Below are 13,808 nucleotides of genomic sequence, written 5' to 3'. Positions count from 1 at the left end.
TCTAAAATTCAATAAAAAAGATAGCTAAAAACTCCCTTTTTTTGTTAGCACCAAAAGGCTATCTTTGCGCCAACTTTTTAGAAACGCCTATAAAATGTAGAGACTAATTGAGTTACTTATTTTTAAACAATAAAAAACTGATTTTCAGTTACAAATTTCCATGAATTACTTATCTGTAGAGTAAATTATTCAAAAAACAAGAATCCAACAATAACGGCACTTTACCAGTATTCAAAAGGCTTTACAGAGATCTACAAAAAATAAAACAATCAAAATATATCAATTTTTTTCATTTAATACCACAAAATTAGAGACCTAATTAGAGACCTATTAAATTTTTGATGTATCTTTGATTATCATGAAAGCAATTACTTATCGTTATAAATTGAAAGCTAAAAGTCAAGTACTTGAGCGTCGGACTAGCCCTGAATTAGTGCTCGCCGAGGTTAGTGGTTCGTTTATAAATAAAGTAGATGGAAAAATTAGTTATAAAAAATTTCAATACTCCTTAGAAGTAACAATTTTACCAAAGTATTTTGGTGTAATCCGAGAAAAAAGAGGTGTTCGGAATTATGTTTATGACCTACAGACAATTAAAACATATGAGAAACGCAATAAACTGTTAAGAATTAGGCTATCCGATTTTGAATCAAATATAATAGCTACTGCGTCTCATTTTAAAAATGAAGAACCAAGTCCAGAAGAAGTCAAAAATTATCTTCTTCTAATTAGTGGGCGAGATAAAAGAAAACCAGAAGAAAATTTTATAATACTAAACTTTCTTAACGACCATATTAGTTATTTAGAAAACCTTGTTGGTAGTGCACGCAAAGATGAAGTTAAAGAAACCACTATTAACTCTTTTAGAAATCTTATTCCGATAATAAAACGTTATGAAGAAGCAAAAAAGATTAAACTAACATTTGACAAAATCAATGAAATAGTATATCGAGAAATTTGGGAAGTATTAAATAATATTAGAACTGGCAAAATTTTAGTAACTAGTTACAAACTAGAGCCAAAAGAAGCACTTGCAGCGAACACCTTAAAAGCATACCAAACATATTTCATACTACTTTGCAAAGCTGCTAAAAAACTAGACATAAGAATCCCATTAGATCTATCAGATAAAAATTTAATTAATGCTTCTACAAGAAATAAATCTGCAAAAACTGAAGCGTTTCTTAAAGAAGAGGATATCCTAAAAGTAATAGAATACATACCCACATCAAAACATTTGGAACTAGTAAAAAACTATATTCTAATAGCCAGCCAAACAGGTATGCGCCTCCAATCAATGCAGGAAGCTAAATGTAGAACAATTCAAATGTGTGATGAAAATAAAAACATTTTCTACTACATACACACTATCCAAGCTAAAACGGGAACAGAATGCTATACTCCTCTATTTTCCACAGCATTAAAAATCATCCAAAACAATGATGATATCTTTCCCGATTTTTCAAACATTAGTCTCGCTAATCTCAATATCAACATCAGAAACATACTTAAATCTGTTGAAGTCGAGAACAGTCACTTGTTCAGTACTCACAACTTAAGAAGCTCTTTTGTTAGCAATTTATCTTTATTAAATATTACCGAGATGATTATAAGCTATGTTACCCACCCGTCCAAAAGAAGTAATTCTTCAAGCGTCCATATATATGACAGAAGAGATATGCTAGACAAAGTTAAGATGTTTGCAGCAGAAATAATTAGGGCAAATAAAGTAAAATCGTCAAGATTATATACTTTTAAATAAAGAGGCTCTGATTCTTTTACAGAATCCCACGAAAAATAAGTGTTACGATTCATCATCTAACTAAGAACATCCATAAAGCCCCCTAACACTACTATACGTATCAAATAGTTACATAATTAAAGTAAGAAATAAACATTTACATCGATAATTTAAAAACAGAAAAACAAGTATTTTTACTTGTGTCTAGTTTTAATCGAATTTGTAGATTTACTTCTTGTTGGAAATCTTAATCTTAACTAAATACGATTTTTAGAATATGAAAATAACTTTATATTTTTTATTAGTTTTAATATATTGCACTGTCTATTCACAAGAAAATGAAAGAAAAGACAACTATATATCTTCAAAAAATTTCAATGTTGTTAAAAATCAAATAATCAGTGGTACACTAACTGGTGATAAAGATCTTAGTTCATTAAGCTCATTTTTAAGTGTAAATGTAGTTAAACCTACTATCACTGCTGCATTAAGTATTCCATGGACACGACCAGTAAATTCTTCGATAAGTTCAGAGGAATCAGCAAGCGCAGATAGAATACTAAAAATTTGGACCATAACTAATATAAATTTTACTGGAGGTATAACCGATGGTGCTGCTACATTATTTAAAAATGAAAAATATAATACAGATATCACGCTGCAATTCGAGCAAAGTTTTGTCCTTTTCACATCATTTAAGTATTTAGATAGCGATAAAACTGTTCTTAAAGAAAAAAAAGCTATAATTGAAAGTCTTTCAATGTTAGAAGAAAAGACTGTTAGTCATTTATTTGTTAAGCACGATTTACTAACAAAAAAAATTGAAAAAGCAAAAGCGGAGGTCAATTCTTGCAATGGTGAATGTATCGATGAAAAAATTGCTTTAAATTCACTAGAAATTAATCAAAATAAATGTCTTCAAGAGATTTTGAAAATTGATGGTAAAAGTGAAAAGGATAAAGTAGCCAATATAAAATTAAAAAAAACAAAAGAAAGTGATGAGGCAGAAATGACAGCAAAGTGGACCACAATAAAACTTTTATGGGCAGGACCTTTCTACGAATATAATCACCAAAAATTGAATTTCTATGGCATAGATCAGATTTATGCCAATCAACTTACAAAAGAAACACCTGAAAATCACAAAGGTGGTCTACGAGCCAGTTTTTTATATGATCAAATCAATATTAAGAATATGGAAGGTAATAGCTTCCGTCATTTTAATGGATTATATACATTATCATATTCATATTCAAAAAGTAATAATATTACTGAACTAACTACCGAAAATATTATAACCTCAGATATAATAGGATCTTCCGAAGATCAAGTGAGGAGGTTGGAAAAATCAGTCAATGCCTATAATTCCTTAGAATATGATGACTTCCATAAACATCAAATTACAGTTGACATCAACAAAAAGATTTTTCCGAATTTTTATTTTCACATATTTTATGACATTAATTTCATTAAGGATTCCAACAAATATAATGGGAATTATCAAAATCTGGGTTTTGGGACAGTAATTGCATTTAAGGATAAATCAGATAAAGAAAAGAAAGCATTTATAAATCTTGAACCATTTGTGAAATTTAATGATTTAGGTGATAAATTCAGTGATGGAAATGATCAATTTTATAAAAGAGTAACAGTTGGCTTGAGGACTACAATTCCATTCAGTCATTTATTTCAGCCAAAAAAATAAAAATAATTATGATTTATTTTACAAGCTAAAATTCTTTACTTAATGTCAATATTTAGATTGCTGTAAAAGAATTAACTGAGTTTTTTTTATCGTTGGCATAAAACTTTATATTGATTGCAATGAAATAAATTAATATCCTTATAGTACAAACTTAATTTTGATAGTTATTAAAAACAAATGTTTTATATTAGTTTGTAATAATACCTTCTAATCAACTGAATAAAATAAATTAAAAATTATAACTACTATGATTTTGATTTGCTTTACGATGCTTTACTGACATTTAAAATAGGAAAATCTTATCAACCTTTCTCTGCGCCAAAAAGAGATAGTTGAATTGATAGTGTATTTTCTGGACTCAATTAAATAATCTACGATGTGCAAAATGTAATTACACAATAGAGCGGATACAGTACGTAAATTTCAAATTCCACAAGCTGTTCAATAATCTGTAATAAAAGATTTTTATCTTTGATTACTTAAACTGTAAAACTAATCAGGTAATTTAATTTTAGTCTTGTATGATTAAGTTTTAATATCATATTAAGCTCATTTTATCACAAAACTATGTTTGAAATATTTTCTACTAGAGAAATAGCACTGATTATCTGGTCCTCCATGTTTTTTATTGCAACTATTTTTTGGGTTAAACCAAAAGCTGTTTTTAATCTTTTTATACAGTTTTTTAATTATAGAATACAAGTTCCTTTATGGCTTATGTTTGGATACATAGCAGGTATTACTTTAATTTTTTACAATGTTGGTATTTGGAATATAGACTTATTGAAAGATACTATAATCTGGTCAGTAACATCTGCTGCTATTTTGTTTTTTAATATTAATAAAGCAAAGGACACCGCCTTTTTCTTACCGATACTTTTAGAAAACATAAAAGCAATTGTACTTTTGGAATTTGTAACTAATTTTTATACTTTTAGTTTTACAATTGAAATGTTCATCATTCCTATAATTACTTTTATAGGAGTACTTCAAATTGCTGCTGAACATTCTTCGAAAACTAATGCTGAGCATTTGAAAGCAGCAGGATGTTTAAAAAATATATTTTCAGCAACAGGAGCTCTTGTTTTTATTTATGTTGGCTATAAAACATTTATAGCCTATAATGATCTACTAACAATTCAAAATGTAAAAAGTTTATTACTTCCTATCGTTTTCACTTTTCTCCTACTTCCTTTTCTTTATTTTTTGGCTCTTTATATGAATTATGAAATTTTATTTCTCCGAATGCCTTACCTAATCGACGACAAGCGAGAAATGAGAAAAATGAAATTAAATATCCTTCTAATGGCAAATATAAACTTGAATAAACTTCATAAAATAAGTAAAAACTTGAATTATAACACCTATGAAAAACATGAGATTAGAGAAAGTTTAAGAAAAATATTAAATGGCATTAATTACAATAGCAATAGAAGTAGTAAATAAGGCAAAGGGACTTAAAAGAATAACATAATCCTATAAACCTTTTTTTCCTCTATCCCTAAAGTTATTAAACTTATCTTTAAATCAATAAGTAAAATCCAAAATTGCAATAGTGAAATCTAAAATATCTTTAGCATCCAAAGAATCGAAATCAGTATCAATATTATGTGCTGCTTTATTTCCTCCTAATCTTAATTTATCCGCCCAATCAAAAAGCTGATCAATAATAACGTCATCTTCTTTGAGTTTTTTAATCGATAGAGCCAGATTTTTTTCTTTTGCACCTTTAATGAAGCAAAAATCCTTCAAGGGTTCTTCTACACATTATTGCAGTGGCCGTGTAAGCACCCCCTTTATAACATTTAATACTTTCAGTTAAACCAATTTTTAGTTTATTAACAATTATAGGATTGATATGAAATAAATTTCCAGGATAAATTCTTTTTGGGATACCCCAGTAGGTTTCTTCTCTATGATCAAACTCATATTCTTGTTCAACTAAAATAGGTGACGAACATTGAGAGCATTTGCAAAGAGTAAACTTTAAATTGCACATCCAGTCAAAGTACATTTCCTGTGTGCAATATCCTACAACTTGTGTCTCTACAATGGCACTGCGAATATCAAATTCTACTAACATTCAATTTTTATTTAAGTTTTTGCAAAATTATTATGACTCCCTTTATTTGTATTTTTTTTTGTGCAATCAAGTACTTTCGAATAAATGAAAATACGATTTAATTATATTTATTTAATACGTGATTTTTGCCCGAATAATATAAGTTATTTGGATATGCCTTAGATATGCGGTTTTTTCTATTTTATTATTTTGAGTTGTTTTCCTATATCCTTCGAAAGTTTAGAAAGAGGCCTATTGTTTATTTCTGAATCCAAAGTATAGTTGCCTAGAATAAATCTATCGATTGTTGATTTGTCTAATTTTAGATCGCTAAAAGCTGTTCTTAACTCTAGTATTTTTGAATCATTATAATATAGAAATTTTAAAACTAGTTCTTCTACAATATCAGTATGTTTATTATATATGTGATCTAATCTAAACTCTCTGATATGATTTGAAACCCTTTTATCTGTAAATTGTATTGTTGGTTCTAATAACTGCTCATCTCTTTTCTCTACTAAATATTTTAAAATATTTTCTTCATCTACCCTAAAGGTAAAATTGGCGCTTATATCTTCTAAATATGGATGAAAAAAATTTGCTGAGCCAAAATCTTTTTTACTCTTGGCGATGTTACAAGATGAACAGCAAGGAATCAAGTTGCCCATTGTCAAAGATAAAAAAGGATACTTCCTCCTAGTGTGATAATGATCTAACTGAAATAAAAGCTTTTTAGCACTGCCGCTTTTTCCAACAGCTAAAGTAAACTGTGCATTGCAATACAAACAGGCTCTTACGGCTAATTTTTCGCAGAACCATGACGCTTTGGCACTTTTTCGAAAATCCTTATAATTAAATTTATTTTCTATTTCAACGCATAAATCCGTTCTGTTATCAGCTGCATCTATTAATACGTTGGTATACTGACCAGTTGTAAATTTAGTTATTAATTGAGGTATATCAGTTGGTGCAGCTTTAATTATGTCTTCAAAATTATTTATTAAATCATTTATTAAATTTAACTCTAAATTTTGATATCCAGGGATTAAATCTTCGAGACCACTTTTTGCATTATCAAAATAATTTGTCCATGATCCTTTATGAAAATTAAAATATTCCGAAGAGAAATCTTTAAATTCTACAGTTTTGTCATTGTTATTTTTAACTTTTGTTACTATCCTCATTTAAATCAGCTTTAATTTTTTTTGCTTCTAATAATGTGTTTTCCAAACTTTGAATATATTGATCAATGTTTTTTATATTTCCTTGAAAAGAAGGATAGTTTTCATCTAATATTTTTTTTAATTGATCTTTAATCAATGGCTCTCCGATAGGCTCTATTAAAGCAGTTAATTCCTCTTTGCTTTTTTCTTTTTGCTTAATATCCCGAATAAGTTTATTAATATAACTTTTGGCTACATTCCCCATTGCGGCACCTTTGTCTTTTAAAAAAAAGGCATTAGAATAAAGAGAATGTATGTTTGCGGCAAAGGTAGAATTTGAATTTTGTATATTATCAACCTGGCATTTCCCTGTTTCATCATCTTTTTTCAAATATATTACATGATTTGGAGGGAAATCGGATAATAAAATTGGAGAATGAGTTGTTAATAAAATTTGAATTTTATTGTCAGGAAATAATTTTGTTAAAAATGAGTTTAATATTGAAATAAATTCAGTCTGCCACTGTGGGTGAAGACCCACTTCGGGTTCATCCAGCAGTAATATTAATTCTTTGTTTTTGAAATTATAATATTTAGAGCTGTTGTAGAACCTAGAAAATAATGAAAGTAAATTTTTTTCACCATTACTTAATCCATCGAATTCAATCAAAATAAAATTACACAAGTAGTATCTGAGTTCTGTTTTAAAATTTTCATTTTCATAAAACAGTCTGAATAATTCATTGATAGTTTCTTTTTCATGAATTTCAATCTCAAAACAATCTTCATATAATGTTTTAATCTTTGGATTATCAGTTATAAACTTAATAATATCGTCAAAGGTTTTTATATTGATCTTAGTTTTTTTATTAAAGAGTGTTTGTCTTAGAAAAGAGGCTAATATTGTCTGAGGCGTTCGCTTTCCTTTGGTTGCATCAATAAAGGTTCTTAAAGTGTCTATTAAAGCATTACTTCCAGCAGTGTTTTTGATACTCCATCTATAGTCATATTCAAATTTTAGAACACAGTATATAAATTGTCTGTACAAATTTGACTTTAAATCTGTAAAACCATAGTTATTGGATTTAGCTTTTTCATTAATGAAGCTTGTGACTTTTTTTATACTCCCTAAAGTCTGGTCATCAGTTTTTAAATAATCATCTATTGTTTCCCAATATATATCGTAAAAAGTGTTCATTCGGAAGCGGATTTTTTCGATTTTATTGGTAAATATGAAATCATCGCCAATCTGGAAATTGAATAAAAAATCAAGGTATCTTTTAGTTTCAAAAATTTTAAAATTAAGCAGTTCACTTACACCGTTTAATCTATACTGATTGGGTTGGTTTACATTATTTTTATAATCCCTTACTATTTGATTTTCAATGGATAGATTAATATATTTTTCATAATATTCGAATGCATCATTCATTCCTGCGACTCCCTCAAAATCAATAACTTTGTCGAAATTTAGTAAGGGACTATAGTAAAAAACAATATTATTCTTCAAGTAGCTTTCTACTAATCTGGTAGGATAATCTTTGTCGCGTTTTTCTTTATATGAAGGAAGTTTATAATTGACAATATCAATATCGGCAATAAGATCTAATTTAAGCTCATCATTACTATATTTTATTTTGCTGTTATCTCTAAAAATTATGGATTTATCCGTGACAATAAATCCATCAAAATTTCTATTATGTTCCGTCATTAAATTATTTATTAATGCATCTAAAAGAGATGTTTTTCCGGCTCCATTTTCTCCAATAACAACTTTAAAATCGACTATGTTGTCAGGAAAAATGTTTACACTATCCAGTACTTCGCATTTTAATTCTCCTTCTATTCCGTTTGAAATAGTTTTTATTTCATTTTCTTCAAATGTAAAATTATATCTCGATGACAGATTAAATCCAGTTCTTGAAATATTTCTGAAATTGTTTATCCAAATGTATAGCAACATAATTACTTTATTAAAGATGACTTTTAAGGTTCTTAAAAGTATGTGTGTTTAGTGAATTTTTTATTTCCTATTGTAAAGCATTTGCCTATTGTATACTCTTTTAATCATGTAAAAAATAATTTTTAAATAAAATCACTCCTTAAAATAATTGAAAATCCTAAAATGTAATGATATAAAAAAATCTTCAATTTCCGATATAAATTTTGACTAAGACAATATAAAATGTTAAGAAAATTTGACTCAAAGAAAAATTAGGTAATATCTAGAATTAGACTCTAAATAAATTTTCAAGTCGCTCTTTTAATTTACTACTTGTTTCTAATTCTCCTTTTAAATCTGTAATCCAGATCAATATTTCTATTACCCTTTCTAAATGCTTCCCAGGTCCCATCTTGAGGGGGTATAATATATTTACAGCATATATAACTGCTCTTTCAGCGGGCTCAATTTCTTTATCCATTAGGAAGCAAAAGGCCAAATCACAAAGATAAATTACCAAATTAAGATCATTTCTGTTTTCTATAGGTAATTCCCTTTGGGCATTTACTGCAATTGAAAACATTTTCTTTGCCTCAACAAAATTATCATTATTTTTGTTAGCGGTACCCAAGAGATGACACTGCAAAGGAAATGTATGATCATGCCAAAGATTATACAGTTCTCTTAAATCAGATATCTCCTGGAATGTTATCTTAAAACTTTCTAGATCATTCAGCTGCAAGTAAAGATGAGCCTTATTACATAACATATTTAACAGATGAGATGCGTTCCCTTGCCCAGATTTAAAAATTACTATAGACATATCAAAATATTTTGAAGCTTCTTCACGCTTATTAATAGCTGCGAGATTCAGTCCATAGTTATGAAAGATTATTCCTAATTGGAGGTCACCTGCATCCATGTATGCGATCGCCCTTAAAGTAAGATTTTCCCATTTTTGAATTAGATCCTTAGAATTTTGAAACCAATTTAGGACATTAAGCATTTCATTCTCCAAGATTAGCATAGGCTGATAAATTGATGCTCTGTACTCTTCTGTAATTTTACTTACGAATGACTGGGCATATTTTATAAAGCGTGCCGCTTGTCCAGGATTACCATCTACACCTTCTCGAATACGCGCGGTAAGGAAGGGTATGTGAAACATCTGAGACATAAAAGTGTTCTTATCCTTACGCAGCTGATATAAAACAGATTCCTGAAATATCATGTCCATTTTAATCTGGCTACCAGTTCGTGTAATTAAACCTTTTTTATGCAGTTGGTTCACCACTTTTGTCAGTTCTGCCTTATTTTTTTTTTCAGATTCTTTACCGTACAATAGTAGTAGATCCGCCATGGTAATACCCTCTGCGGGAAGTAGCGCCAAAAACTCCATATAATAGCGATCATAGGAACTTAGCGTGCTTATGTTGAAGGTTTTTTGCAGTATATTAAGTAAGTTCACACTTGTACTTCCCAATTCTATATCTACTTCTATATCTTCATCATCAAGCCGCTGTTCCCGAAGATAAATTAAAAACTTTTCTAGCGTAAGATCGAAACTCAGATGTATTGTCTTTGCAACAAGCACAATGGTGAGAGTGTTGTATTCTATGAGGTCAAAAAATTGCTCAAATATATTATCATCAGCTATTCTGTCTGGTTCAAATTTACGGTACAGCTGAGAGGCATGCTCAAAGGAAAGTGGTTTTACCTCTTGCTGTATGCCGTAGTTCACTCTTAGTCGCGAAGTAAAAATTACGTGCCAGTTGTACAGACTTTTTAATTTATCCAGCTTTTCATTCTCATCATTTAAGAGATCGTTTATTACGAGTAGACCTTTTCCCTGAATATTGTTGAGCTTTTGAATAATATCCAAGAATTTATTGTGGGGAGTTTCTTCAGGGTTAACAGAAAGGTTACGAATTAGGCCCTCATTAAGGATGAAACTTTCATATATACCTGTTTCGGTGTCTAACCATAAAACATGATCATATTCATTACGATAATTATTAGCATATAACTTTGCTACTACGGTTTTTCCAATGCCTCCAACACCGCAGAGACTCACACATTTATTTTGTAACAGCAGGTTGTATAAATTCAGTAAGTCGTCGGTTCTTCCAAGACCATCTGTATTATTTATGTAAGGAATCAAAGTAAAGTCTCGTGGGAGCAATACATCCTTTGGTTTTGCAACAATAGCTAAAAGTGAATTCAAGTGTGTTGAATGTTCCTTTAGTATCTTTCCATGAAGTTCCACTGTATGTTCTACTAATGCAACTTTTTCCTCCAAAGCATAAAACCTAACATCGAGAAGCTTTACAAGTGATTCATTTGTAAAGTTACTAATTTCGTCATCTTTTCGCGCCAGAATAACCTCCATCATTTTATTATCTACCTTTCTGTTTTCACTATCTTCTAATTGAGAGCAACGGTAGATTTCGGAAAGTAGTGCTTCGAGAAGCATTTGTGGTGGCTTTCCTTCGAATTTTTGATGCTTTAAATCTTCAAGAACTGTATTATGTATGGTGGTAATACTTTCTAAAGGAGTTTCTTTTCCAAAAGACCAATGTATCCTACTAATAAAATCATCAAGTAGAGCGCTTATATCCAGTTCTGCAATAAGTACTGCAAAGCCAGATTTAATTTCAAGTTTTTCTTTTTCTGTTTTTCTTTTATCATATAATTTTTTTGCACATATCTCTTTGAGTTCTTTTTTAAAAATCTCTCTAATTTTTTTGCGGCATTGATTTAGTAATTCACCTTCAGTCAAAGGTTGCGAATTCATCCATGCAGCGAGTAGTGTTTCATTTTTGGTGAGTGCTGAGTTAGTAAAAAAATGAAATTCCAACTCTAAATTTATTTCTTTTTCTTCCAAGTACTGGACAAAAAAAGAGAATAGTTCTTTTTTTAGAATACTATTTTGAAAGCTAAAAGGAGCTTTGTAGCATTTCACCTGTGTATAGACCAATTTTTGGCCAACTTCCTTAATGTCATTTCCTACTTCAGTGAAAACAGTAATATCGTCACTGCTGATGTAATGCTGAATCCATTTTTGAAGTACTGTTAAGTACTGATAATAAAAGCCTCTGTTTACATAGTAAGCATCTTGGTTTTTCTTAATGAGTTTAAGAAGTTCTGGTTTCATATATTGGGTCGTGGTATATAATCTTTTTAAAGTTAGAGTAAAATCTATTTCATAATTCTCGTGGAGAAAGGACATCTACCCCCCAACAGCTGATAAATCAGGCCTAATAAGCAATTTAGCTAATTTGCTTTCAAGAGTATTTTTTGCTTTCTCAAGTTTTTCATATGGTTTCCATGGCAGGGAAATTTTCCTTTGTTATAACTACCAGCGTGTCAAGGCACGTGAGTTTTTTGAGAATATTTATCAAAAAAAGCTGTACCGATATGTTTGGCTTTACCAATAAAGAATTTCCAATCCACAAGACATACAATATCAAGATCAGTATAAGGTTTCGGACTACTGAATTTTTTTTAAAATGTAAATCAGGGGCAGATAACTAAAATCTATCCTACTTTGATTTTTAGGACTAATCAGTGCACATACGACAGTAAGGTTTCCATCCTTTAAAGTTTTCATTTGGAACATATTATTTTTGATCAAATCATTGGGCTTATATTAGAAATTAGGCTCTACAGGCACAGTAAGTCCGCGCAAACAGCCTTGACATTTCACGTTTTCAACAATATCATTGATGTAATACCCGAATCTCAAAGAACAGTTTGCATTTGAGATTAAATCCTTTATCAAATCTTCCTTCATTTTTTCTGTCATTATTCATAAAACTTTCTTTATTAAACAGTTACTTTTTTATTATTCTTATAAAATTTAGAAATCGCCGTAATCTACTTTGCTTAAAATTCCCCTCTTTTTTCTTCTTTTCATTTCTTATCATCTCAAAAACTTGAAACATTTTTTTATCTGAATAAGTTAACTCGTATAAATCATTCGCTTGATCAATAATGTTTATTTCAGGTTTTCCAAGTGCCCATCTTAAAGACTGATCACAATGCCACTCGGCTCTTTCATAGGGAATATCAGCTAACACAGTTGAGAGCAAAAAGCTTTTTTCGCATTTAAATTCTACCTTTTCTTGAGAGGCGCTAATAATTTTTACGGGCAACATATTGTGATCCTTATTTCCAAAAATAATCAATAAATCGCCCATTGGGAGATTTTTATTTGGAGGAGGTCCCTTTCCCATCTCCCCCAACCTTACAGTTGTTTCATTAAACTTAATTTTTGGATTGTGTGAAATTATTCCTTTTACTAAACTGGAAACATCAATAGTACTATATATAAAACGATAGGACTTTAATACTTGAAGACTATTGTAATATTTAACGTGATTTAGATCCTCTAATATTAAAGGATGGTCTTCTTCAAGTGCTCTTAAAAACTTTGTAGCCTCGATATCTAAAGTTCCTAAATTATCCGCTATCTGCAATTTATTTATTATTGTAGGGCAACAAAAACCTACTAAATATTCAGGACTTATAGGCAGGTATATTTCAATTCCCTTTTCAAAAATTCCTAGTCCTCCATAATCAAAATTATTATCAAAAACTACAGGAGTGTCCGATATTAAAAATGGAAGCCCTGTCCGGTTTTTAATTAAATAGATACCCATAGTAAGAAGTGAACGAATTTCTTCTTCAGTATCAAAGACACCCATAATTGAAAAAGCTTTAATTTCCTCGGAAGTTAACCTTTCATGACCATTCGTATAGTGGCCTTTTAAGTCCTTAATTGCTTTTTCAATTGTATTATAAATTTCTCTGTTAACATAATCCATTGTTGACCTCTCAAGCTTAGTTCTTCTCAGCTGATTTACTGTTACTAAAGCTAAAGACTTAAAATCATCGTAATCAAGTCCGTCAAAAGATCCTTGCTCAATTATTTTTCTCGTAAGTTCTGCATATAAGTTATCTGTTTTCTGGAAAAGATACTCAAAATTGAACTCTTCTGTATCAGTTAAGACAGTATTATAGTCGTTTTCACTGCCACTATTTAATATTGACGAGGTATAACATTTTTCAGTCTGCTTATCAAAAACATAAATTTGTTTTCCTTTTGTATCAATACTAAATCTTCGCAGAACAAATTGAGGCAAATAATGATGTTTTTTTGATTCATTTGTCATAAATAAAGATGTTAATTAAAC

The 13,808-nt window shown here is 29.7% G+C and carries 9 protein-coding genes; 3 read left to right on the top strand and 6 right to left on the bottom strand.

Annotation, left to right across the window (positions count from 1 at the left end; translation table 11 throughout):
• The first annotated feature begins 358 nt into the window (after positions 1–358).
• From LNQ49_RS18455 to LNQ49_RS18445, 3 genes are all read left to right on the top strand, one after another.
• On the top strand, positions 359–1,762 hold the full coding sequence (locus LNQ49_RS18455) for a site-specific integrase (protein ID WP_229990479.1): 1,404 nt from the start codon (positions 359–361) through the stop codon (positions 1,760–1,762).
• A gap of 256 nt (positions 1,763–2,018) precedes the next feature.
• Positions 2,019–3,446 (top strand): hypothetical protein, encoded by a 1,428-nt coding sequence (locus LNQ49_RS18450; protein ID WP_229990478.1) that lies wholly within the window; start codon positions 2,019–2,021, stop codon positions 3,444–3,446.
• A gap of 567 nt (positions 3,447–4,013) precedes the next feature.
• Positions 4,014–4,892, top strand: coding sequence for a hypothetical protein (locus tag LNQ49_RS18445; protein ID WP_229990477.1), 879 nt, complete (start codon positions 4,014–4,016; stop codon positions 4,890–4,892).
• A gap of 81 nt (positions 4,893–4,973) precedes the next feature.
• On the opposite strand, the gene LNQ49_RS18440 is transcribed toward LNQ49_RS18445, so the two are convergent.
• The 6 genes from LNQ49_RS18440 to LNQ49_RS18415 all read right to left on the bottom strand — a co-directional run bounded on the left by LNQ49_RS18440 (position 4,974) and on the right by LNQ49_RS18415 (position 13,787).
• Complete coding sequence (locus LNQ49_RS18440; RefSeq protein WP_229990476.1) at positions 4,974–5,198, bottom strand: DUF4145 domain-containing protein; 225 nt, start codon at positions 5,196–5,198, stop codon at positions 4,974–4,976.
• Positions 5,176–5,529, bottom strand: coding sequence for a hypothetical protein (locus LNQ49_RS18435; protein WP_229990475.1), 354 nt, complete (start codon positions 5,527–5,529; stop codon positions 5,176–5,178). Before LNQ49_RS18435 ends, LNQ49_RS18440 begins: the two co-directional genes overlap by 23 nt.
• A gap of 176 nt (positions 5,530–5,705) precedes the next feature.
• Entirely contained in the window at positions 5,706–6,692 is a 987-nt protein-coding gene (locus LNQ49_RS18430) for an HNH endonuclease family protein (protein ID WP_229990474.1), read from the bottom strand.
• Positions 6,670–8,634, bottom strand: a complete 1,965-nt coding sequence (locus LNQ49_RS18425) for an AAA family ATPase (RefSeq protein ID WP_229990473.1) — start codon at positions 8,632–8,634, stop codon at positions 6,670–6,672. Before LNQ49_RS18425 ends, LNQ49_RS18430 begins: the two co-directional genes overlap by 23 nt.
• Positions 8,635–8,902: 268 nt before the next feature.
• Positions 8,903–11,767, bottom strand: a complete 2,865-nt coding sequence (locus LNQ49_RS18420; protein ID WP_229990472.1) for an NB-ARC domain-containing protein — start codon at positions 11,765–11,767, stop codon at positions 8,903–8,905.
• Positions 11,768–12,446: 679 nt separating this feature from the next.
• Positions 12,447–13,787 (bottom strand): DUF4238 domain-containing protein, encoded by a 1,341-nt coding sequence (locus tag LNQ49_RS18415; protein WP_229990471.1) that lies wholly within the window; start codon positions 13,785–13,787, stop codon positions 12,447–12,449.
• Between the last annotated feature and the right edge of the window lie 21 nt (positions 13,788–13,808).

It is taken from the genome of Flavobacterium pisciphilum (assembly GCF_020905345.1).
In the GTDB taxonomy this organism is placed as follows: domain Bacteria; phylum Bacteroidota; class Bacteroidia; order Flavobacteriales; family Flavobacteriaceae; genus Flavobacterium; species Flavobacterium pisciphilum.
The sequence above is the reverse complement of the archived record's forward strand: the minus strand, read 5'-3'. Positions and strand labels throughout refer to the sequence as shown.

What these genes read in the sequence shown, in the direction of transcription:
- LNQ49_RS18455 (WP_229990479.1), top strand. Translation starts at nt 359, where the DNA reads ATGAAAGCAATTACTTATCGTTATAAATTGAAAGCTAAAAGTCAAGTA.
- LNQ49_RS18450 (WP_229990478.1), top strand. Translation starts at nt 2,019, where the DNA reads ATGAAAATAACTTTATATTTTTTATTAGTTTTAATATATTGCACTGTC.
- LNQ49_RS18445 (WP_229990477.1), top strand. Translation starts at nt 4,014, where the DNA reads ATGTTTGAAATATTTTCTACTAGAGAAATAGCACTGATTATCTGGTCC.
- LNQ49_RS18435 (WP_229990475.1), bottom strand. Translation starts at nt 5,529, where the DNA reads ATGTTAGTAGAATTTGATATTCGCAGTGCCATTGTAGAGACACAAGTT.
- LNQ49_RS18430 (WP_229990474.1), bottom strand. Translation starts at nt 6,692, where the DNA reads ATGAGGATAGTAACAAAAGTTAAAAATAACAATGACAAAACTGTAGAA.
- LNQ49_RS18425 (WP_229990473.1), bottom strand. Translation starts at nt 8,634, where the DNA reads ATGTTGCTATACATTTGGATAAACAATTTCAGAAATATTTCAAGAACT.
- LNQ49_RS18420 (WP_229990472.1), bottom strand. Translation starts at nt 11,767, where the DNA reads ATGAAACCAGAACTTCTTAAACTCATTAAGAAAAACCAAGATGCTTAC.
- LNQ49_RS18415 (WP_229990471.1), bottom strand. Translation starts at nt 13,787, where the DNA reads ATGACAAATGAATCAAAAAAACATCATTATTTGCCTCAATTTGTTCTG.